Annotated in this window: 18 protein-coding genes; 10 read left to right on the top strand and 8 right to left on the bottom strand. The window is 57.2% G+C overall.

Annotated elements, in window-relative coordinates:
- Window positions 1–10 precede the first annotated feature (10 nt).
- The 9 genes from BLV41_RS15760 (at window position 11) to BLV41_RS15715 (ending at window position 12,301) form a co-directional block, all read left to right on the top strand.
- Complete coding sequence (locus BLV41_RS15760) at window positions 11–550, top strand: NUDIX hydrolase (RefSeq protein WP_170835486.1); 540 nt, start codon at window positions 11–13, stop codon at window positions 548–550.
- A 183-nt stretch (window positions 551–733) separates the two neighbouring features.
- On the top strand, window positions 734–2,569 hold the full coding sequence (murJ, locus tag BLV41_RS15750) for a murein biosynthesis integral membrane protein MurJ (protein WP_170835485.1): 1,836 nt from the start codon (window positions 734–736) through the stop codon (window positions 2,567–2,569).
- A 134-nt stretch (window positions 2,570–2,703) separates the two neighbouring features.
- On the top strand, window positions 2,704–4,128 hold the full coding sequence (locus BLV41_RS15745) for a hypothetical protein (protein ID WP_074712416.1): 1,425 nt from the start codon (window positions 2,704–2,706) through the stop codon (window positions 4,126–4,128).
- A gap of 123 nt (window positions 4,129–4,251) precedes the next feature.
- Complete coding sequence (gene trxB / locus BLV41_RS15740) at window positions 4,252–5,208, top strand: thioredoxin-disulfide reductase (RefSeq protein ID WP_074712415.1); 957 nt, start codon at window positions 4,252–4,254, stop codon at window positions 5,206–5,208.
- A gap of 16 nt (window positions 5,209–5,224) precedes the next feature.
- Window positions 5,225–5,551: a thioredoxin gene (trxA, locus tag BLV41_RS15735; protein ID WP_044569813.1), complete on the top strand. Its 327-nt coding sequence runs from the start codon at window positions 5,225–5,227 to the stop codon at window positions 5,549–5,551.
- A 554-nt stretch (window positions 5,552–6,105) separates the two neighbouring features.
- Window positions 6,106–6,666: a DUF222 domain-containing protein gene (locus BLV41_RS15730; RefSeq protein ID WP_244517033.1), complete on the top strand. Its 561-nt coding sequence runs from the start codon at window positions 6,106–6,108 to the stop codon at window positions 6,664–6,666.
- Between the two features lie 501 nt (window positions 6,667–7,167).
- Window positions 7,168–7,362, top strand: coding sequence for an HNH endonuclease signature motif containing protein (locus tag BLV41_RS23070; protein ID WP_083360826.1), 195 nt, complete (start codon window positions 7,168–7,170; stop codon window positions 7,360–7,362).
- Window positions 7,363–8,025: 663 nt separating this feature from the next.
- A complete protein-coding gene (locus BLV41_RS15720; RefSeq protein ID WP_074712413.1) occupies window positions 8,026–8,439 on the top strand; it encodes a hypothetical protein in 414 nt (137 codons plus the stop codon).
- 3,631 nt (window positions 8,440–12,070) lie between these two features.
- Window positions 12,071–12,301, top strand: coding sequence for a hypothetical protein (locus BLV41_RS15715; protein WP_139244347.1), 231 nt, complete (start codon window positions 12,071–12,073; stop codon window positions 12,299–12,301).
- A gap of 2,234 nt (window positions 12,302–14,535) precedes the next feature.
- Here the strand turns inward: BLV41_RS15715 and BLV41_RS15710 are convergent.
- The 8 genes from BLV41_RS15710 to rpmH all read right to left on the bottom strand — a co-directional run bounded on the left by BLV41_RS15710 (window position 14,536) and on the right by rpmH (window position 20,007).
- Entirely contained in the window at window positions 14,536–15,549 is a 1,014-nt protein-coding gene (locus tag BLV41_RS15710; protein ID WP_074713378.1) for a ParB/RepB/Spo0J family partition protein, read from the bottom strand.
- 85 nt (window positions 15,550–15,634) lie between these two features.
- Window positions 15,635–16,690, bottom strand: coding sequence for a ParA family protein (locus BLV41_RS15705; protein ID WP_244516937.1), 1,056 nt, complete (start codon window positions 16,688–16,690; stop codon window positions 15,635–15,637).
- 74 nt (window positions 16,691–16,764) lie between these two features.
- Entirely contained in the window at window positions 16,765–17,403 is a 639-nt protein-coding gene (gene rsmG, locus BLV41_RS15700; RefSeq protein ID WP_074713376.1) for a 16S rRNA (guanine(527)-N(7))-methyltransferase RsmG, read from the bottom strand.
- 84 nt (window positions 17,404–17,487) lie between these two features.
- Window positions 17,488–18,015: a Jag family protein gene (locus BLV41_RS15695; RefSeq protein ID WP_074712411.1), complete on the bottom strand. Its 528-nt coding sequence runs from the start codon at window positions 18,013–18,015 to the stop codon at window positions 17,488–17,490.
- Window positions 18,015–18,977 (bottom strand): membrane protein insertase YidC, encoded by a 963-nt coding sequence (gene yidC / locus BLV41_RS15690; protein ID WP_074712410.1) that lies wholly within the window; start codon window positions 18,975–18,977, stop codon window positions 18,015–18,017. The genes BLV41_RS15695 and yidC overlap by 1 nt, the downstream gene beginning before the upstream one ends.
- Before the next feature lie 18 nt (window positions 18,978–18,995).
- Window positions 18,996–19,391: a membrane protein insertion efficiency factor YidD gene (gene yidD / locus BLV41_RS15685; RefSeq protein ID WP_074712409.1), complete on the bottom strand. Its 396-nt coding sequence runs from the start codon at window positions 19,389–19,391 to the stop codon at window positions 18,996–18,998.
- Between the two features lie 30 nt (window positions 19,392–19,421).
- Window positions 19,422–19,814 (bottom strand): ribonuclease P protein component, encoded by a 393-nt coding sequence (rnpA, locus tag BLV41_RS15680; RefSeq protein ID WP_074712408.1) that lies wholly within the window; start codon window positions 19,812–19,814, stop codon window positions 19,422–19,424.
- Window positions 19,815–19,869: 55 nt separating this feature from the next.
- Entirely contained in the window at window positions 19,870–20,007 is a 138-nt protein-coding gene (gene rpmH / locus BLV41_RS15675) for a 50S ribosomal protein L34 (protein WP_044569795.1), read from the bottom strand.
- 562 nt (window positions 20,008–20,569) lie between these two features.
- On the opposite strand from rpmH, the gene dnaA reads away from it, so the two are divergent.
- On the top strand, window positions 20,570–22,024 hold the full coding sequence (gene dnaA / locus BLV41_RS15670; RefSeq protein WP_074712407.1) for a chromosomal replication initiator protein DnaA: 1,455 nt from the start codon (window positions 20,570–20,572) through the stop codon (window positions 22,022–22,024).
- Window positions 22,025–22,184 lie beyond the last annotated feature (160 nt).

Genomic DNA, 22,184 nt, shown 5'->3' with positions numbered 1-22,184 from the left:
AGTGGACTGCATGGTTCACCCCGTGCCGCGCGCGCCGAAGAGGAATCCATTGCCAGCGGCAATGGGTTCTCTGGTTGTGCCCGCAGCATCGAGCGCGCCGAGCCAGCTGCCCACCGTTGAAGAAGTTTCCGCGGGCGGCGTGGTGATTGAGATGCACGACGGCGTACCCCAGGTAGCGATCATTGCCCGCATCAATCGCGGTGGCCGGCTCGAGTGGTGCCTGCCAAAGGGTCACCCGGAAGGTGCGGAAACGCACGCTGAGGCCGCTGTGCGTGAGATTGAAGAAGAAACCGGCATTGCTGGCGTTGTCCTGGCCACCTTGGGCAGCATTGACTACTGGTTCACCGTCAGTGGTCACCGCGTGCACAAGACCGTTCACCACTTCCTGCTGCGCGCAACAGGCGGCTACCTGACCATTGAAAACGATCCGGACCATGAGGCCGTTGACGTTGCGTGGGTTCCCTTGGGTGAGCTGGCAAAAAAGCTCTCTTTCCCCAACGAGCGGCGCATCACTGATCTGGCCCGTGAATTGCTGCCCGAACACTTCTAGTCTGGCGCCCACCCACTGGCACCAGTGTTCGTCCCCACACTCGAAGAATTGGCCGCTGCCAGCACTCTTTGAGCCTCCAGTGAGATGATGGAAACAATGTCTAGCCATGAACGGGTCAACGTCCCGCCGAAACCCAATGCAGCGCCACGGTCTGCCTCTGCGCCAGTCAGTTTGGATACTTCCATGTTGACAGCTGTACAAGCTTCCCCGCAGGCGGCCATGCAGGCAGTGCCACATACCCAACTGCAGCCCGCAGCCACTCACATCAATGCCGGCCGGGCGCCGTCGTCCATTGCCAGCTTGGTGGACGAGGAACACGGCAATGCTGCCTCCGGTCAGCCTGAACCGGGCAGGGCCGCATCAGGCAAGGGTGTGCCCAGCGCTGCCCGCTCGGGTGCATCGATGGCCATCGGTACGTTGGCCTCGCGCATTCTTGGTTTCGTCAAGGGAATCGTTCTCGGTATTGCGATCGCAGACACGGCCATCGCAAATATTTTTGAGGGCTCCAACAACCTCCCCAACTTGATCTTCCTCATGATTGCCGGCGGCGTGTTCAACGCGGTTCTGATCCCACAGATCGCCAAGGCCAGCAAGCATCCTGATAAGGGTTCTGATTTCATCTCCAGGCTCCTGACCTTGGGTGTTCTGGGCTTGTTGGCCCTGACTGCGGTGGTCTTGCTGCTCGCTGCACCCATCATGGGGTTGTCCACCTCATTCACCGGCAAGAAGCTGGAGTTGGCCATCATCTTTGGCTTGTTCCTTCTGCCGCAGATCTTCTTTTACGGACTGTTTTCCCTCCTTGGTCAGGTACTCAACGCCCACAATTCATTTAGGGCCTACGCCTGGGCGCCAGTCGTCAACAACGTGGTGGCCATCGTTGGCCTCCTGGTGTTCATTCTTGTTGCCGGCAGCTCCGCAAGCACCTCGCACACTGTAGACAACTGGACCATGGGCCAGACCTGGATGTTGGCCGGGACAGCCACGCTCGGGATCGTTGTACAGTCGGCCGTGCTGCTAATCCCGGTGCACCGCCTTGGCCTGAACCTGCGTCCCAAGTTTGGGTGGAAGGGTACCGGTCTCGGTGCCACCGCCAAGGTTGCCGTCTGGACCATGGGAACCATGATCATTGGCAACTTGAGCTTCATCATCATTATGCGAGTTGCCACCATCCCTGCCGGCGGTGACGATGCCCCCGGGAGCAGTTCCAACATCCCAGGAATCTGGGCGCTAAACCGGGCCACCGAGTTGTACATCATGCCGCACTCCATCATTGCCCTGTCCATTGCCACGGTGATGTTCACAGCAATGGCCCATGCTGCCGCTGACAAGGACATGTCAGCGCTGCGTAGCTCTCTAGGCTCGGCACTGCGAACCACGGGCATGGCCACCGTTTTTGCGGCTGTCGCCTTATTGGTCCTCTCCGGCCCCTTCGGCATGCTCTTCAGCGGAGGCCACGAGAACGTGGGTCGCCAGATCGCCATCACGCTGTCCATCCTGGCCATCGGAGCCCCGTTCTACAGCATTAACTTCATCCTGAACAGGGCGTTTTATGCGCAGGAGAACGCCCGCGCCCCGTTCATCATCCAATGCATAATGGTGTGCATCGGCATGGCTTCGGCTCTCTCAGCGGCGCTGCTGCCCGAAGAGTTCATCATCTACGGGCTTGCGGCCAGCTACACCCTGACAAATGTCTTGGGGCCCATCGTCAGCCATTTCTTCCTTCGCGCCAAGCTAGGGAATTACGGCGGAGGACTCATCATGCGCGCCCACATGCGCTTCCTGGTGGCAGCCCTTGCGGCCGGCATCATCGGTGAACTTGCGTTGCGCCTCTTCGGCAGCTCCGTGACCAATGGATTCATGTGGTCCTCAATTCCCGCGGCCGCCGCCACCCTCGCCGTCGTGGGTACCCTCATGGCCGTGGTCTACATAGTGGTTCTGAAGCAAATGCGAGTTGCCGAAGTTGACTCTCTACTCAATCCCCTACTTGCAAAGGTTCGCAATCGCCTTCCTTCCAGATAAGAAAATTTCCTTAAGTGGTAGCGGCCTGTCAAGACCGCAACCATGGAACTTACCGCATTTTCCTATAGAATCAGTCAAAATATGGCTTCGCGTGCACAACTCGCACCAGCCCCGTGCATTAAGAGGAGGATTTGGTGCCACAACCTATTGATGTGGGATCCATCCTGGGCGGCCGCTACAAGGTGACCGGACGTATCTTGGCCTCAGCCGAGAACGACGTCATCCTTGATGGACTGGACCAAGTCCTAAACCGACCAGTCAGTATATTGGTGTCGGCTGTTGAGAATTCCGCGAACCTTACACAGAGTTCACGCGAGGTGGCCATTGGCACACGCGTCTCCAACGTCTCCATTTTGGACCTTGGCGTTCAGGACAACAGCACCTACCTCATTGCCTCCAGGACTACACCGGCGGACCTGCTGGATCTTGTTGTCCCCACGGAACCGGCCGAAGACGTCTACCAAGAGCCGTTCTTTACCGACACCCTAGGTACCGAGATCTTCGGAAAGGCCCGCGATGCGGCGCCGGCCGGTGGCGCCTACGTGTATGACGACAATTCACAGCTTCCTCCCTCAGCTGCACTGCCCAAGGTAACTAGGGAACCAGTGCGCCCTGCTGCCCCTGTGCGGCCAGCGGCAGCCACTCCGGCGCCTACCGCCGCGGTCACTTCCACGCCCGCCCCGGCAGCCGCCGTCGTCCCTCCTGTTGCAGCCGCCGCGGCAACGCCTCCGGCACAGGAGAAGGTGACTCTCTGGGACGAGGAAGACTACGGATTCATCAACGAGGATCATGACGAAAACGCCGCGGACGCCCGCCGCGCGAGCACCTTTCCGGCTGAATTGCGCGGCTCTGGCGATGAATATGCTGAGCCGGAATTGCTTGACGATGAAGATGATGAAAACGCTCCGCGTACCGGTGGTCGTGTCCTGACCGGTGCCATCGTTGGTGTTTTGTTGATTGGCGCGCTGATTTTCGCTTTCCAGCACGTCGGCAGCTTGTTTGACGGTTCAAGTAATCAAGCGGGTGGCACAACCTCCGCCGCCACTACACCGGACGCCACCGCGGAGCAGACCTCGGATGCTCCGGCAGAACCGGCCCCTGTTGCTCCCGTGGTCAAGAACCTCACCGACATCACCACCTACGCCGACGGCGTTCAGAACTACAGCGAAGCCTATTACCCGCGCCTGAAAGATGCCTTCGATGGCAACAAGGCAACGTACTGGCCCACGGTGGAGTTCTCCAACGCTGACTTCGCCAACCTCACCGAGGGCATTAATCTGGTGGTGGAACTTGCTGAAGAATCAACCATCAGCTCCGTGACGATCAACCAACTTGCCGGTACTGGCGGACAGTTCAATATCCTGGCCAACAGCAAGCCCGAGCTTGAGGGCGCCACGAAGATCGGCAGCGGCTCGTTCAGTGCTCCTGATTTCACCTTGACTGCCGCGCCAGGTGTGAAGGCCAAGTACGTCATTATCAGTTTTGCCGAATTGCCCAAGCTTCAGCCGTTCAACTCTTACCCGTACGGTTTGAAGATCACCGAAATCAGCGTTAAGTAGCCTATATTCGTGCCGCGCCCGGCGTGGTGGAATAACCGCGCCCTCGGGCCGGTTGTGGATAACGAAGGTCCCAGTGGGCCGCCCTGGTGCGGTTCCATCAAGAAGGAAGAGGAACACCCACCCGTGAGCACGCAAGTCACCCCCGCAAGCGATGTCCGTGATGTCATCATTGTAGGTTCTGGTCCCGCAGGATACACCGCAGCGATCTACACCGCCCGCGCGGATCTCAAGCCGCTCATGATAGCTGGCTCCGTTACCGCTGGCGGCGAGCTCATGAACACCACCGAAGTGGAAAACTTCCCCGGCTTCCCTGACGGAATCATGGGCCCTGACCTCATGGAAAACCTGGGCCAGCAGGCTGAAAAATTCGGTACAGAGATCATGTACGACGACGTCACGTCAGTCGAGCTTGAGGGTGCCGTTAAGACTGTCACGCTGGCCGACGGCCAGGAATTCAAGGCTCGTACCGTCATCATCTCCACCGGTTCCGCCTACCGTGAGCTGGGTGTTGAAGGTGAGAAGCGGCTTGTAGGTCACGGGGTAAGCTCCTGCGCAACCTGCGACGGTTTCTTCTTCAAGGGTCACAACATTGCCGTGATCGGTGGCGGAGACTCCGCTATGGAAGAGGCAATCTTCCTGACTAAGTTCGCAGAATCGGTTACCGTTGTGCACCGCCGCGATACCTTGCGGGCGTCGAAGATCATGGCGGATCGCGCACTCAACCACCCCAAGATCAAGTTCATCTGGAACTCGGAAGTTGTTGCCGTTGAAGGCGATGCAAAGGTCACTGGCGTTCAACTGAACAACCTGTTGACTGGCGAGAAGAGCCAACTTGCCGTAACGGGTGTGTTCGTGGCGATCGGCAACGATCCTCGCGTTGACCTCGTCAAGGGTGCACTCGAACTGACAGACGCCGGCACAATCGCCGTAGAAGGCCGCACCTCCAAAACCAGCCTCCCGGGCGTTTTCGCGGCCGGCGATGTAATCGACCCCACGTACCGACAGGCCATTACGGCCGCCGGCTCGGGGTGTGCCGCCGCCCTTGATGTGGAGCACTTCCTAGCCCAGCAGGATTCCTAAGAGAAAGTAGTTCGCTATGAGCAACGCAAAGAGCGCAACAGATGCAACATTCGACGACACCGTCTTGAATTCTGAGAAGCCTGTCATTGTGGACTTCTGGGCCGAGTGGTGCGGGCCGTGCCGCAAACTTGGTCCCATCCTCGATGAGATCTCGGTTGAGTACTCGGACAAGGTTGAGGTCGTGAAGGTTGATGTTGATGCCAATCCTGGCATCTCCGCCAAGTACGGAATTACCTCAATCCCCGCTGTATACCTGTTCCAGGGTGGCGAGGTCACTGGTACCGTTATCGGTGCACGCCCCAAGCAGTACTTCGAGAAGGAATTTGCAGACGTCTTGAAGTAGACGCCGCATTTGGCCCAATGGGCCGCTGCTAATCATAAAAGCTGTGGATCGGACATTGTCCGGTCCACAGCTTTTTAAGCCGTACTTTCTGGCTTCTCCCAGATTGATTCTAAGCGTCAAAAATTCTTGCTGTGTATCCGTGGTTTCACTCTTCTTTGGTGCTGAAGTCGTCGAAATACCACCCTTTGACGGTTTCACGTGAAACCGTGTTGGCGGCGCGCCGTCTTTGTGTTCGAACGGCGGCTTCATTCCATCAATTAGTCAGGTGGAATATATATACACATATTAATACCTTGACATTTAACTACTAGTACCTAATGACAGGAAGGTAGCTAAGGGCAGTTCTTTGAATTTCCCGAACGATCGGGAAGGTTCAACCGCCACAGTTTCTCTGGCGGAGGGCATCGCTGGAATCGCAGTCCCAATAGTTGCCCGCTGTCCGCTGATATCCTCACAATGGATTTCCTGCCAGAGGTCTGATCGACGATTGCACCGACGCCATTGCAGCTTCGAAGAAACATCAGAATCGCTGTGCCGCCAGGGTCGCCGTCTTGGTGGAGAATCTCCAATCATCCGTGGCTTTCGAGGGATCGATCCTCACGCTCGACCCCTGGCAGCAGGCCAACTCACTCGCCGCAATCAAGGCTGAACTGGCAGGCGCTCTCCACGTCGCCGAGGGTGCCGCTGAGCGCCTCAAGGTTCAGTTCGGCGCCTTGGTGCGTGATCTGACTTCTACATTGGCTGCCATCGAATGTGGCGAACTCGGTTGGGACTTCGCGGTCATTATCGCGGAACAGACCTGCTTGCTTCATGCAGCCGAAACCGCCCAAGAAGGCATCGATGCCTTCGACGAGCTACTTATGGCCAAGGCTCGCGATGCTCACCTCAACAGTTTCCGCGAAATGGCCCGACGTCGACGTGAACGCGCACACCCGGAGACCATAGTCCACCGCACTCGTCGAGCTTACGCCGACAGGTCCCTGCGCGTCAGCAGATCCCGAGACGGTATGTCGTGGCTCAGTTTCTATGCCCCGTCCCCACACTCGAAGGCATCTGGGATCAATGTACGCTCACCGCCCGGGCATCTCAGGGGCCACACGAACGGCGGACACTAACCCAGCTACGCGCCGACGCTAGTGCTCAGCAAACATCCAATTAGGCCTCACCCACCGTCCATACGGATCAGGAACCGCCTGACGACGAGTACGGTTCCGGTCCTTGTCGTGGCAGAACCATCATTTACTCGTGGCAGACCCCTGTATTTGATGATCCAGCTTTCATGGATCCGGACGTTCGCAACCTCCCCGACTGGCACCCCTCCTCCAAACCGCCGGATCTGTCACCGCCACTAACATCTACTGAACCACGTGGCTCCGCTTCTACGGGGGTGGTGTGGCCGGCCGCTCCCACAAGCCATGCCGGTAGTACTAATATCCGCTTTGTATCTCCTAGGGGTGAGCAACGAGCCAGCCTGGATGGAAGGCGTCGGGCCCAGCAACATGGAGGTTGCCACGCGCCTCACTGAGAAAGACGCGTCTATGTATAGGGTCTTGACAGATCCCATCAGCAAACGGCCGCTCGATATGGCTCCGGGCCGCCACAGAATCACCTAGGCGATGCGGACCATGCTGCGAATCAGGGGTGAATATTGCCAATTCCCGGGTTGCATGGCGAAGGCAGCAACCTCAGAAGTTGACCATATTGTGAACTTCCAGAGTGGCGGCACCACTTTCGACAATCTTGAATCGCTATGTCTTCATCATCATTTGCTCCGACATTTCAAGGATGACAAGATCCGTGCCGGCGAGTAACGCTCAGATCAATTTCCGGAGCCTGACGAGTACTCGAATGGGACAAATTGTCCAGAGCCTCCGGCTGGTAACTACCCCGATAGTGTCGAGTAGGAACGTTTGAATCCCCATGTTCTAGATTCCGGGCACGCCCTTCTACCGGCAGGAATCCCTGAGATTGCAGGAAGCCAAGTTGCTGGACAGCCAATCGTTTCACGTGAAACACCCAACGAGCCCCCGATCGGTTTACCTGCCCGAGGAGCCACAACCGAGCCGAGCACGTTTGCGTGAATCGCTGAGCAGAGATCCCAACGCCCCGTCCTTGGAGACGTCATTTCAGTCCATCATTGGGCACCTTTCTCGTCCATCGCATCGATTCCCTGTGAAATCCCATTAGGCGTCCTGCCCGCGTAATCGTGGCCACAAGCAACCAGCTTTCGCCTTGAACGCTGCATTCCTTGGTGTGAGGACTCATGATGTATTGGACACGAATATCTCATGAGATCGTGGACCGTTCCAGCGTTGTCTCTGTACGTGACCGCATTGAATGCTGCTCCGAGAGACCGCATTGCCGTTGTCAGTTGGCGTGCTGATCCCCCTCCCGGGCCGTGTCGATGTTCTGCAGGAGGCACAAGGTCTCGCGGGCGCGGTTCTGCGAAGTCAGGGACCTGGCAGTGACCCAGGGTGCTGCTGTTGCTGGCGACCCGGGCGGCGCTAGGGAAATCGGGCTGGGACCACGGTCCACTGAGCGTGGTCGCCACGCTCGAACGCCAGGGAGTGAAAACCGCTTCCGTCTCGACCGTTGGGAGGATTTTCACCTCTGCCCAGGTGCTGACCTTTCAGATCATCGATGACCATTCACGCCTGACGGTGGCCTCGCTAGTCGCCTCAGGCGAGACCAGCGAGGTGGCCATCAGGGTCGCAAAGAATAGTGCTGGAACACCACGGGCAGCCCAAGAGTTCCTCTCCGACGACGACATGGCTTTGGGCCGCTGCAGGCGTGGCAGACGCGGAGTGCTGGTGGGATTGTTGAAGCCCTCAGGCGTGGAACCGTTCACGCGCAAACCCTACAAAGCAACCACCCTGAGCAAGAACTAACGCTTCCGCCACACCCTGCACACGTTCCTCCTCAAACAGCCGCCGGCACCGATCGTGTCTACCAGTACCATCCGGGCAACACGACACTTCAAGAAGACTGGAACGCGACTCCACTAGCCACCCCACTCGGTCCTGCTCAAGGGAACTAACTACATCGACAAGGGCAAACCCCAAGGAATCCTTGCGTCCCCCGAATACCGGTACCCAGAAATTCAAGTGCCCACGCCGTCCTGAAAATTTGCAGCCGCATTCCTTGACGTCCAGTCGTCATTACTTCACCCGCATCCTTAGGAGTTGCAGTTGGCAAACATGAAGAGAGCAAGAAAGTCGCGGGGTGCTCCTGCTGAGAACGCCGCGCGTGCTCACTATGATCTTTTATTGAAACTGGGGTGGGAAATTCCGAAGACTGCAGGATTGTAGGAATCAGCCGTAGTTCGGGCACTCGCTGCCGCTACGGTCACAGGGTCATCTCCACGTCAGGGATCATCAAGAAGTACCCTCGCATCTCTGGACATCGCCCAGCGGTGGACTCAGCTCAATTTCTGTCTGAGGATGATCGTGCCGCGAACACTGACATATTGCATGCCCGGTTTGGCATTCGCGCGGTTGCCAGGGAGCCTGGGCTCAGTCCGTCGACTGTGAGCAGAAAGATCCGCGGAACTTACATGAGCCTTCCGGCAAATGCCGCCCAGCGGAGTGCAGGTCGTCGACGCTGCAGTCAACATGCAGGGAAGATTGTTGGCAACTCATCGTTGCAGGGGCTAGTGCGCGATCACCTGAATCAACGGTGGAGCTCACGCCAGATCGGCAAACGGCTGCATGCTGATTACCCTAGTGGACACGAGGTGAAGCTCGTACCGGAGACCATTTATCAGTCACTGTACGGTCGCCGAAGCCTGGACCTGGCTAACGGCCCTGTCCTCTTACTGCGCACCGGACGAACAGGCCGCCAGCCACGGCGCCACACAGGGCACCGTATGAAACGCTTCCCCGCCATGATCATGATCAAAGACCGTACGGCAGAAGTCGCCAGCCGGCTGTTACCGGGACTTCACCCGGCGCACTTCGATTCCTGTCTGTTTCTACGACCCCGCCAGCTCCTGGCAACTAGCCTCGAAAGAGACCCAAATGGACTCCGCAGCCGTCAGAGCATCTTACTTTTCAACCATCACCGACAGCCGTCAGCATGGTGATTCATCCGGCCTCCAGAGCCTTCTATTGGGTTGGAAGCCGTAGCCCCTCTTTCGGAGGAGACAAGCACCTGCGTAGTCGCGCTGTGATATCACTGCTGTCCCGGCGTCGAATGTGAAGTGCGAGCCACTCCCCTCGAAGTGAGCCCACCCATTGAGTGCAGCTCTGGCCCTATCTTGGTACGACTCGGTTCCCCATCGGTACCGATCCCTTCGAGTCCGGCATGCACCACGGATGACGGCCAGCATCCCAAGGCCCTAGATCTGCAGCCAGAGCCAGCCGTCATCGCTCCACCTTCGGGGCATTCCTGATCTGTATCCCTGGGAATCTGATGTGCGCGCAATGGCACACAGTAACCGCCAGTGCTGGTGCTCCTCATGACCTCTCGTTCCTTGGCTTGTGACGACACATCGTCGACGGACGTTCTCCTACCCGCCAAGTGATGAAGTGTCACCACTATGTGTCCGTGCAAGGTAAGCGCGACGCACGGTTCTGCCCTTGGGCAGGATCCGCACTGTGGGAGCTCCGCTCTCAAGTGCCGTAAGAACTAGGAGGCGATTGTGGCATCACCGTTCACCTCGGCCCAGCGGCCCACGACTTGGCTGCTGGCCAAGATCAGCAAGGCCCGCTCCTACCGGGAGGAGACGAGATGGAAGTGCAGGGTCGCGTAGGTCTGGTCGAATGGAATGTTGCTTCTTCATCAACTGACGGGTGTTTGTGGCGGCGTAGTTTGGCCAGCTCGGCAGCTCTCTGCCCCAGTTGCGGGCCACTCAGGCGGGGCCTAGGTGGGTGATCAGGTACTCCTTGTGGTCCACCCGGCAGCTCTCGAGGTATCGGCGAGGTCCCGGTATCCGTCTCGATCCGTGGAGACCGATGGGCGCGGGCGTTATATTCAATGTCCTTACCCTCCTTGGCGTCAGAGTGCTCATCCGGCTACCCCGGCGATCTTGCGGGTGTCGCTGGCGGCTACGACTCCGCAAACATCGCCCTCGGCGGAGAGAAAACGTTCCTGCCAGAGAACCTACCCCGGTGGCCTGGTATGGACAATACGATTGTCGCGACGGACCACAGCCACTCTGGCGACGAGGGCCGGGTCGGTGAATATCTGGGACCTAGCCCTCGTTTGTCCGTTCTGTGCCGGGATCTGGTCCAGCGGGCGTTGGTCTTCGTAGCGAGGCATCGAGCTGGTCGTTGAAGTCATCTAGGTCAAGGATGTCCAGGTTGGGTAAGACCCCTCGGAGGAAGAACCAGTCAATCCGTTCCGCCACGCCATTCGACTCCGAATCCTTCGGCGACAGCAAGTGAATCTCAGTGCCCGGTGCGTCGGCCAGCGCGCTGGTCGCATAGGCAACTTCCCCCCGCCCAGTGCCGTTGCGTTTTCCCAGGGCAACCAGGCAGGGACCGCGGCCGCGCCTTGGAGTGCACCCACCTCCCACCGAGCAGGTCTACGGTTGTACGGGAGGGCTTCATCCCGCCTTCCCTTGGCCCAACCTCTGCCCTAGGTGCCGGACCACAAATCACACGGGTGGTCCTCCTCGGTTGGTGCAAGCGATGATCCGCTGGATCCCCCGACGCATACTCGATGCTGATCCCAGCTGCCTTGCCCCCCCCCCCCGTGCGACGACGCAGACCCGGGAACTGCGCGATACAGGAGGTAACAACAAATCACGATTGGCGACCACAACACCGATCATCGACCCTGAAGATCCAACAGCCTAATGCACCGAAACCAGAGTCCCGGCAAGGGCAAATGACGTGAGCACGTTGGCTGCGACCAAAGATGCGAGGGCCCTGTCGCCGCAGGACTAGCTAGCCAACATCTCAAAGGACAATTCCTGGAAGATTCGAGTTGATCAAGAGTCACGGGGATGTCGATATCTTCGTTGTTTTTTGCGCCAGGAAAGCTATCGCCTTACCACCGCCATAGACCGCAACGGCCACAGGATTCACTAGCGCGCGTTGCCTTTGGACAACGAAACCCTACAGGCCAACGCCTGTTCTGGTAGGGGCAATGGCTTCGCGCTGCTACTCGTGGGTCAGCCCTCAACGCGGGCCGGGACCCCGACGGGGTCAAGACCGAGGGCAGACCTGCTGCGACCAGTGCCAAAGTTGTCTGGAGTCGCTTCCGAATCCACTGACGTTCATCGTCGTCTCCGATGAGTAAACTGCCGAACTCCCGGTGCTGTGCGGTTTTGACAACGACCAGCCCAAACAAGCCACGGTCAATTCCAACAGGATCCGCGGCTACTCACCCAGATCCAAGTCTGGTGGAGGCCGGCCCTCTCCACCTGTTCCCAACCGCCGTGCCAGCGGCTGACGAGAGGTCCACAACAAACCCCGCCCTCAAAGTCACCTGAGTGGAATTCAAAGGCGCGGGGCTTCTTACCTGCTGCATCCATCTCGTCTCCGATAGCCTAGCCGTCCGTGCCGTCGATTCGATGTGGTCGTCCCTTCAAAGTGGAACTCCACGCTGGCGTCCTTCCTCTCCATGCTCGTGGCGCTGAATGATCCGGCCTCAAGGGTCTACTATGTCCTGAAACGCGCCGAGGAAACCCGGCGCAACCAGACACTGGTCACATCAGATCAGCGTTGCAGTAACGTCCAATTGGGGATCCTCTTCGACGTGACCTTCTGCGAGATGCCAGCCCAGGGCAGGCCTCATCCCCGCTAGTAGCTATGGCGCCACATCCAGAAGTGAACTTCAATTGGGTGCGCCCAACACAGGACCGGTAGAAAATGGTTTCCGGCTCAACATGGCCGGAGCCATGCTGAAAGGAAGAACGTCGGAGGGACGCTCACCGAGAATTTCCGCGTTGATCTCGGCAGGGAGTCCATTGCTCCCCCAAATCCCAGTACCACAGCAGAAAACCCCACGCGTGCGATGTGCACACGCCATTCGCCAAAAGCCGGGCCTGACTAGTCCCCTTGGTCCGCGCTGCGTTCAATCCACGCGCTAGAAAATTTGGAGGCTGATGGCCAAGGATCACGTTTGGTCTCTGCGGGAATCCCTAGTTTTGCCGTTCACGGCCACTATCCTCCTCGCACCGAGCTCCGCAGCAACCTCTCTTCAGACGGCCACATTGGATGACTCGACCCAAAGGACACAGCTCAATTGGTTCGCCCCGCCGTGACATGGCGCAAGAGGTCCGAGGCGCGGAGGGACATCGGATAGAACTCGCTGCCAACTGCCGGCTCGGCAGCACGGCGCCCTGTACCCAGGCCGCGCTCCATCACCATGCCCGGTCCGGGTGTATCGAGCTGTCAAGAGGTGCGACTTTGCCCATCGGGCATGAATATGACACTCGCCCCTGAGGTGCCGCCTAGGGACTCGCGCCAGCCTCAAAGGATCCTGCCGCCCCACGGTCCGGCGTTTAGAGACCTAACAATCTCAACAAGAGGCGATGACCAGCTCGTCGCCTTGGGTGAGGTGCATCGTCGGCTGAAGTCAGGAACGGTTTCACCAACGCCAGTCACGCGTTGCATTTCAGCAAGGCCGCATTCCACTGCATAAACTACGAGCTCACTTCTCCTATTCGCCAGGTATTCCGAAGTGCCTCTATTCGAAACAAAATGGCCCCCAAGGTCCCCAAGCCCCGGCCGTCAATCGATGATTCGGAAGGTCCCCTCCTCGTTATCTGGCCCCAAATCCGCCTTGCCACACAGATAGGAGCCGCCCGTCCTGAACGAGACTCAACAATGAGTAGCCGAAGCGCCCAGAGGGGCCTCTGGCGATCCTGTCGCGCACTGACTGCCCGAAGCCACTTCAGCCCCGGCGGGCCCATCACGGGCGCCCTCAAGGCGAATGAGTAGGTCCGCGCACACCATGGGTCGCAATTGACTTCACGTGGGCGCAACTCTCCCCCTTTAGCTCGATGATCAGACTAGTGTCCGGAAACCATCATGCGGGCCCGCCGAGACCTGCCAGCCGTTGGCCGTGACCCCGCCCTTCAATGACCCTGTTCCGCCATCCGGCTAGCTGGGCAATACTCGCCGCGGTGCCGGATCGTCACCTTACGACGTCGATCCGTCGCTGCCATCTGTGAATTGAATTCCAGCAACACGCCCTCGAGTGGCTCCGTTTGAACTTGTTCCACGTGAAACATTGCCCTTCTGAACAGAGCACGTATTTGTACTTAGTTTTCAACTGGGCATTCAGCCATACTCCTAGGTGAGACGTCTCGTACCAGATTTGGGTGGACGGAGGTGCATCTACGGCACTCGCAACAGTTCGATTGATGAGGGGCACGAGTGGAAAGTTGACCCACAACGACACGGTAGCGGGAACCGAAAGGCGCCTGCCGCGTGCCAGGCAGACGGTCACATGTCGGAGACATCGGCTGCTAACGTGTTCGAATATCTAACTCAGTGCGATCCATTAATTCAATACGTACGATCATCAAAGCGTCGCCTGGCGGACGATTCATTGCAGACAAGATCATTTCTCAATCATGAACTCGGAACCGTTCCCCCAAATAGGGTGCCCCGGCCGTTAACCTTCATCTCGGCATCTCCGCTCAGGGCACGCGTCCGATTGAAGCGAATCCACGGACACCTGTTTCACGTGAAACATAAATTCTGACTCGGCTCAGAGTCTGACAATCGTTGCGGAAAGACCAGCCACCTGCCAACACTTGCCCGTTCGAACCGTAGCCGGAACGATTCCATCCTGGTAGCCATTCGGATTGTCCGGACAAACTTCACGGATACTCGCCACCTGCGTCGCTGTGGCAGTTCATCGCCAAACCCAGACCATCGTTACCAGTCTTGGAATTTCAACAGGGTTCCCCCGCCCAGAGAGAATTCCACTACAACTATTTAAATCTTAGGATCAATCCTGGAGAAATGTCCTTAAAAGCCAAATGGCAGTGTTTCACGTGAAACACTGCCATTTCGACCGGAGTGGGACTAATTGCTGCCCGGACTCAAGACATCCATGATTCGGTTCAGATCCTCGACCGACGCGAACTCGATACTCACTTTGCCCTTTCGGGCGCCCAGCGAGATTTTGACACTCGTGTCCAATCGGTCCGCAAGAGAGCTAGCCAAGAAATCGAGGCGTTCATGCCGCGGGCTCGGAGTTTTTGCCGCGGGCTTCTGTCCATTTGGGGCGGCTTGATAAAGCTGCACGGCCTCTTCTGTAGCCCTAACCGACATTCCTTCGGCCACGATCTTTTGGGCAAGCTGTTCCATGGCAGCGGGCTCTGGGAGAGCCAGAAGTGCACGTGCGTGTCCTGCTGACAAAACTCCAGCAGCAACTCGCCGCTGAACAACAGCAGGGAGTTTCAACAAGCGGAGCGTATTGGATACCTGCGGACGTGAACGGCCAATCCGGTCAGCCAACTGCTCGTGAGTGGTACCGAAGTCTTCTAGAAGTTGCTGGTAGGCAGCCGCTTCTTCCAAAGGGTTGAGTTGACTGCGGTGCAAATTCTCAAGCAGAGCATCCCGAAGGAGATTGTCATCAGTGGTTTCGCGGACGATAACCGGAATGGTCTCAAGTCCGGCAGCCTGGCTCGCGCGCCAACGGCGCTCACCCATGACCAATTCATAGGGCTGATCGCCGATTTCAGTGGACTTGCGCACCACAATCGGCTGCAGAACACCGATTTCACGGACTGAATGAACCAATTCCGCCATATCGTCTTCGTCAAAGACGGTACGAGGCTGCTTCCTGTTCGGGTGAATCTGCCCAACCGGCAGTTCCATGAACGTTGCCCCGGGAACCTCAACGAGTTCGGGCGGCTCAGCCACAGGAACCTTCTTAGCCGTCCTAGTTGGTGTCGCAGCGGGCTTGCGCCCCTTGGGCTCAGGGAAAAAGAGGTCAACAGGTCGAGTTGGAAGAGAGTTACCCGTCTCATCGCCAGATGAACTGGGAATCAAGGCACCCAATCCACGACCAAGGCCCCTGCGCTTGTCAGTCATTGAGACTTCCTCCATTGAATGAACCCCCGCCTAGGGGGCTGATGAACTTCATTGTAAGTTGCAAACTGCGTGACCGTGCAAACACCTAGGACACAGACCGTTCAGCAAGCTCAGCAGCGGCCTCAAGATAGGACAGGGCACCTGTAGACGAAGGATCGTATGTCATGACGGTCTGCTGGTAACTTGGAGCCTCAGAGATCCTAACGGACCGCGGAATCATGGCTTGCAGAACCTGTTCAGGGAAGTGCTCACGTACATCGGCAGCAACGTGAGCCGCCAAATTCGTTCGGCCGTCATACATGGTCAACAAGATCGTAGACACTACTAGATCTGAGTTTAGGTGCTTCTGAATCATCCCGATGTTCTTCAGGAGCTGACTCAGTCCCTCCAAGGCATAGTACTCACACTGAATGGGAATAAAGACCTCGTTGGCCGCGCAAAACGCATTGACCGTCAACAACCCTAGGCTGGGAGGGCAATCAATAAAGATGAAGTCCAGGCGCTCCTGGCCATTCTTCTCACGGAACTTTACGTAGTCGTCAATCGCGCGGCGCAGTCGCTGCTCTCTCGCAACGAGAGATACCAGTTCAATTTCTGCACCAGCCAGGTGAATCGTGGCTGGCGCACAGTACAAATTGGCAATGTCCGGGCACTGAGCAACGACATCTGCCATGGCAAAGTCGTTAATAAGTACGTCGTAGATACTGTCGATCTCCGCGTGGTGCGGAACGCCGAGCGCAGTTGAGGCATTTCCCTGCGGATCAATATCGATAACCATGACCTGAAGGCCGGCCGAGGCCAAGGCTGCGGCCACGTTCACGGTTGTCGTGGTTTTACCCACGCCACCCTTTTGGTTGGCAACCGTGAGAATTCGAGTACGTCCCGGCCTCGGAAGTCTACGTCCCAACAGGCGTTCACGCCGCTTCGTCTCACTAACAAGCTGACTCGCGATGGGGCTGCTGTCGTCAAAATCGTTATCGATTGAACTTATTGCCGTTGAGCTTGTTTCACGTGAAACAACGACACTGGACTTACTTTGGACATGATCAACCTTTTTTGGTTGATATGAGGCGTTAGAACGTGCCGACCCCAATGTCATGAACGGAGGGATCCGTTGCGAAGCCGCTTCGCTACTGGTCACGCTTACACTCTCACTTTCCTGTGGCTATGGTTGCCAACCTCTAGCCTATCGGTTACTACGCACGGTCGTGGGGATCAGCGCCGCTTCACCTTCACGCGGACCACCGTTGTGGGTTCTTCCAGGACATCCAGGCCGGCGATCACGATTGACGTTTCGTAGCCCCCCAAATTCCTGATGGTCTTGCCTGCAGTGGCAATTTCCTCTTCGGCGCTGCGTCCCTTGATTGCTAGCAGCTCACCCTCGCCGCCCAAAAGGGGGATCGTCAAGGGCGCCAAGGTCTTCAGAGCGGAGACAGCCCGCGCGGTGACAACCGTGCACTCGACTTTCCCAATCGCAGCTTCTGCACGTGAACGGATGATCTCAACATTGGACAGACCCAAATCCATGACTACTTCCTCCAACCACGTCACACGCCGCTCTAGCGGCTCGATCAGGGTCAGATAAAGGTCCGGGCGTGCGATGGCCAAGCAAAGCCCAGGCAGGCCCGCGCCGCTGCCCACGTCGGCAACCTTAGCGCCGTCGGCAATCAGCTCGGCAACGACAGCGCAGTTCAACACGTGACGGCTCCACAAGCGGGGCACTTCACGTGGTCCAATCAGCCCTCGTTCGATCCCCGACGTTGCTAGATGCTCAACGTAGCGCTTGGCCAAATCGAGCTGATCTCCAAAGATACGTTGCGCAGCAACGGCTTCTTCAGCAGTAAGTTCAACCACTATTTGCATCCTCTTAACTTCAAGTCCCGGCCACTCCCCTTAGGCAGTGGCCGGGACCAATTGAAAACTTTTCTACAGCGCGCGTTATTGCGCGGCTGTCACCACAATGTGGCGATTCACGCCTTCACCCTCGGACTCGGATTCAAGACCCAGGTCAGCGATGGTGTCGTGCACGATCTTGCGTTCGTAGGCGCCCATGGGTTCAAGCGCCACGGATTCGGTGCCGGCTGCAATCAACGCAGCAGCATCGCTTGCAATCTTTGCGAGCTCAGCGCTGCGGCGGTCGCGGTAGCCGGAAATATCCAGAACCAAGCGTGACCTGCTTTCCGTGGAGGAAAGCACGCTGAGCCGCGTCAATTCTTGGAGGGCATCCAGTACTTCTCCGCCCTCACCAACCAGGTTCGCCAGCGAGTCGGAACCCTCTTCAGCGACGATGGAGATGTAGGTGCGGCCGTTGCGGACCTCGATGTCGATATCGCCATCGATATCGGCAATATCCAGAAGTTCCTCGAGGTAGTCGGCGGCAATGTCGCCTTCCTCTTCCAAACGGCTGGCACCGGTGCCAACCGTCGCGGTTTCTTCCTCAGGGACAATCTGCGTTTCTTCAGGCATTATTTCTTCTTCCTGTTCTTGCGTTGTGGCTGGGTCCGCTGGCCCTTGACCTCAGGAACTTCTTCGACCTCTTCTTCGACCTTCTTCTTCGAAGCACCCAGCAGCGGCAAGCCCTTGGCTTCGCGGCGCTTCTGGTACTCCTTGTAAGCAGGTGAGCCGGGAGTGGGCATGCGGCGAATGACGAAGAACTGCTGTCCCATGGTCCAGATGTTGGTGGTGGTCCAGTAGATCAAGACACCGATGGGGAAGTTCACGCCACCAATACCGAATACGAGCGGCAGTACATAAAGCATCATCTTCTGCTGCTTCATGAACGGGCCGGCCATGGCTTCCTCAGACATGTTCTTCGACATGATCTGCTTCTGCGTGATGAACTGCGAGGCAATCATCGCGATAATCATGATGATGGAGAGGATCACAACCGAGACGTTGAGATCTCCACCCTGGAGCTGGGGCAGGAAAGCTGCGGACAGCGGCGCACCAAAGATGGTGGCCTGATCAAACTGGACCACCTGATCATGGGTCATGGCGCCAATGCCCTTACTTTCGGCGTTGGCCTTGGCCACGCCGGAAAGTACCTGGAACAGGGAGAAGAAGAACGGCATCTGGATCAACATGGGCAGGCATGCGGAGAATGGGTTGGTTCCGTGTTCCTTGTACAGTGCCATCTGTTCCTGGCCCATGGCCTGGCGGGACAGCTGGTCTGTTTTGCCCTTGTACTTGGCCTGAAGCTTCTTCATGTCCGGCTGCAATGCCTGCATGCCGCGCTGAGCCTTGATCTGCTTTACAAAGACCGGGATCAAGGCGGCACGAATAACCAGCACCAGCCCGATGATGGACAACGTCCATGTAACACCGGAGGCCGCATCCAGGCCAAGGAAGGTCAAGCCATCGTGGAATTGCACCATGATCCATGACACGAGCCATTTGAAGGGGAACAGAATTGTTTCGAAGAAGCCCATATTTCTTTTCTAATCTCCTCAAGCCGCGTTGCGGCTTTGTGTTTCCTGTTGCTTGGCCAGAAAAACATGCGGGTGGTTTAGCTGAACAATCAGCGGCACTGTGGAAGGGTCATCCCAATCAACACGTGCCGGCGAAGGTACCGGATCCAGACCGCCTGCATTCCAGGGGTGGCAACGAACAATCCGCCGAGCGGCGAACCAACTGCCCTTAATAGCGCCGTGAACGGTCACGGCCTCCAGAGCGTAAGCCGAACATGACGGAAAAAACCGGCACACCTGCCCATACATGGGTGAGACGACGCGCCGGTAAAGTTTCAAAACGATAATAAGAATGTTGCGAGGAACGTGCCACAAGAAAAGCGCGACGGCGGTGAGACCCTTGGGTGCCCCGCCTTGCGTTTGTGAGGAAGTCACAAAGCATCGTCTCCTTTTGACACGTGAACCTTAATCTACTGTAGGTGCTGGTGCCAGCGGCGAGGCATTTCCGCTTTTCCCCTTTAGCCGGGAAGAAGCGCTGGAAAATGCCTTGCGATAGTCCGCAACAAGATCACCGAAGGAGGCGGTGGCTGAAACGGGCAAAGCCCGCACAACCACATTGACTCCGTGGGGATGCTGCCTAACTGTTTCGACAACTATTTCCCTCAGTCTCCTTTTAACGAGATTGCGGGTCACAGCGTTCCCAACAGTTTTCGCCACGATGAACCCAATCTGGCTGGGCTCATCGGGAGAAGTGGACACCATATATAACACTACGTTCCGGCGTCCATTGCGGACGCCGGAACGTACAGTATGTGAGAAGTTGGCGGAAGTCCGCATTCTATTCTTGGTGGCTAGCACCTTGCGATCAACCGCTACTTCAGTAAGGCTCGACGAATCGTCAAGCAGTTATTGTTTAGGCCGACAGCTCTACGCGACCCTTGGTGCGGCGGGCTGCCAAAATGGCGCGGCCAGCGCGGGTGCGCATACGAAGGCGGAAGCCGTGCTTCTTGGCACGACGGCGGTTGTTCGGCTGAAAAGTCCGCTTGCTCACGGTAGTTACTCCAAGACAATCAAAGATGCGCCTTGCCCGTAGCTAACAGGTAAGAAAGGGGTCGACGCTAAGTATATGGATGCCCGCTTCTCGCTTCTCGTAAAAGAAGCGCACGCACAGAGCGCAAAGCAGACACATGGGACTTCACTACGTTAGGTCACGCAAGGCCTTCACGTCAAACTGCAGATAGCGTTTTTGTGCACCGGGCGCGCAGCTTTCGAGAAGTTATTGGCCATTCATGGCCCTCCACAGCAGGGCGTTGCGTAATCCACAGCTGTGTACAACCGCGTGGACAATGCCTGTGGATGGTGCCCAAATCTGTATACCCTTGTGATATTTATCCACAACCCCTTTCCCTCGCTATCTTCTAGCGTTTTCATCCTCTAGGCTAGGCCCGTAGCAAGTTATCCACCTATGTGCATAACTCTGTGGATTACTGCGATTCGACAGTTGTCTGCACATCCCGACAGTAGTTTCGCGATGTGTAACCGAAGTCACGTGCAGTAGGCGCGCAAACACAAGCATTCCGGTCAACCAACCGGCAGTAAGGACGGAACTCCCAATGAGCACTGAGGACATCAATGACGTTGGAAGCTCCTGGCGGCGGGTTATCCGGATCCTTGAGCAAGATGAGCGAGTTTCTCCTCGGCAGCGCGGCTTTGTTGTCCTGACGCAGCCCCAGGGTCTGATCGGAAACACCTTGTTGGTGGCTGTTCCCAACGAGCTCACACGAGAAGTCCTGCAGAATCAGCTCAACAACGTACTCAACGATGCTTTGTCGCAGGTATTTTCAGAGGACATCAGCTGTGCGTTTAGCGTCAACGCCGACCTCGTGCCACCCGTTAAGGAAGAAGAGCCTGTTCAGGCTCCCGCGGCTGCGCGGTCGGAACGGTCGGAACTTGCCAACCGGATCGACCACAGCGAACCCCCTGAACTCGTATCCAAGCCGGCGCCGACGCTCCCCAGTACTTCACAGGAATTCGGACGGCTGAATCCGAAGTATGTCTTTGACTCCTTTGTTATCGGTTCCTCCAACCGATTCGCTCACGCAGCAGCCGTGGCTGTCGCTGAGGCACCGGCCAAGGCCTACAACCCTTTGTTCATTTACGGTGATTCAGGGTTGGGCAAGACTCACCTTCTCCACGCCATTGGCCACTATGCACGCAGGCTCTACACGGGCATTCGAGTCAGGTACGTGAATTCCGAGGAGTTCACCAACGACTTCATTAACTCGATTCGGGACGATGAAGGAGCAAGTTTTAAGCAGCTCTACCGCAACGTTGACATCCTTTTGATCGATGACATCCAGTTCCTCGCCAACAAGGACGCCACCCAGGAAGAGTTCTTCCACACCTTTAACGCTCTTCACAACCACAACAAGCAGGTCGTCATTACCTCGGATCTTCCGCCGAAGCGCCTGCAGGGTTTCGAAGAGCGCATGCGTTCACGTTTCGAGTGGGGCTTGCTGACGGATGTCCAGCCACCGGAGTTGGAAACCCGCATCGCGATTTTGCGTAAGAAGGCCATTGGCGAAGGCTTGTCCGCCCCGGATGATGCCCTGGAGTACATTGCCTCGAAAATCTCCACGAACATTCGTGAGCTTGAAGGGGCATTGATTCGCGTCACAGCGTTTGCAAGCTTGAACCGCCAGCCGGTGGACGTTGGTTTGGCTGAGCTGGTTCTCAAGGACCTCATCACCGACGACGGCGCCCAAGAGATCACCTCCACGGCAATCCTGGGACAGACGGCGGCCTACTTCAATATCTCTCTCGAAGAGCTGTGCAGCAAGTCAAGGACACGGACATTAGTCACGGCGCGCCAGATCGCCATGTACCTCTGCCGTGAACTTACTGACATGTCCCTGCCAAAGATTGGCCAAGAATTCGGTGGTCGCGATCACACCACAGTGATCCATGCGGATCGGAAAATCCGCGAGCTTATGGCAGAACGCCGGGCCATCTACAACCAGGTCACGGAACTCACCAACAAGATCAAGCAACAGCAGCGTGAAGGCTAATCCGCTGCGCGGATTAAAAAAATCTAAGAAATTAACAGCTGTGGACATCCCTGTGGATAACAGGGGTACAAGTACCCACAGCCTGCGGATAACTCCGTGGTCACCTGTGGATCATTAAAGTCACCAAAAAAGTTCTCCACCGATCCTCACAACATCAAGC

Origin of the sequence: Arthrobacter alpinus, from assembly GCF_900105965.1 — a bacterium.
GTDB classification, from domain to species: domain Bacteria; phylum Actinomycetota; class Actinomycetes; order Actinomycetales; family Micrococcaceae; genus Specibacter; species Specibacter alpinus.
This window is presented reverse-complemented; position numbering and strand designations above follow the sequence as displayed.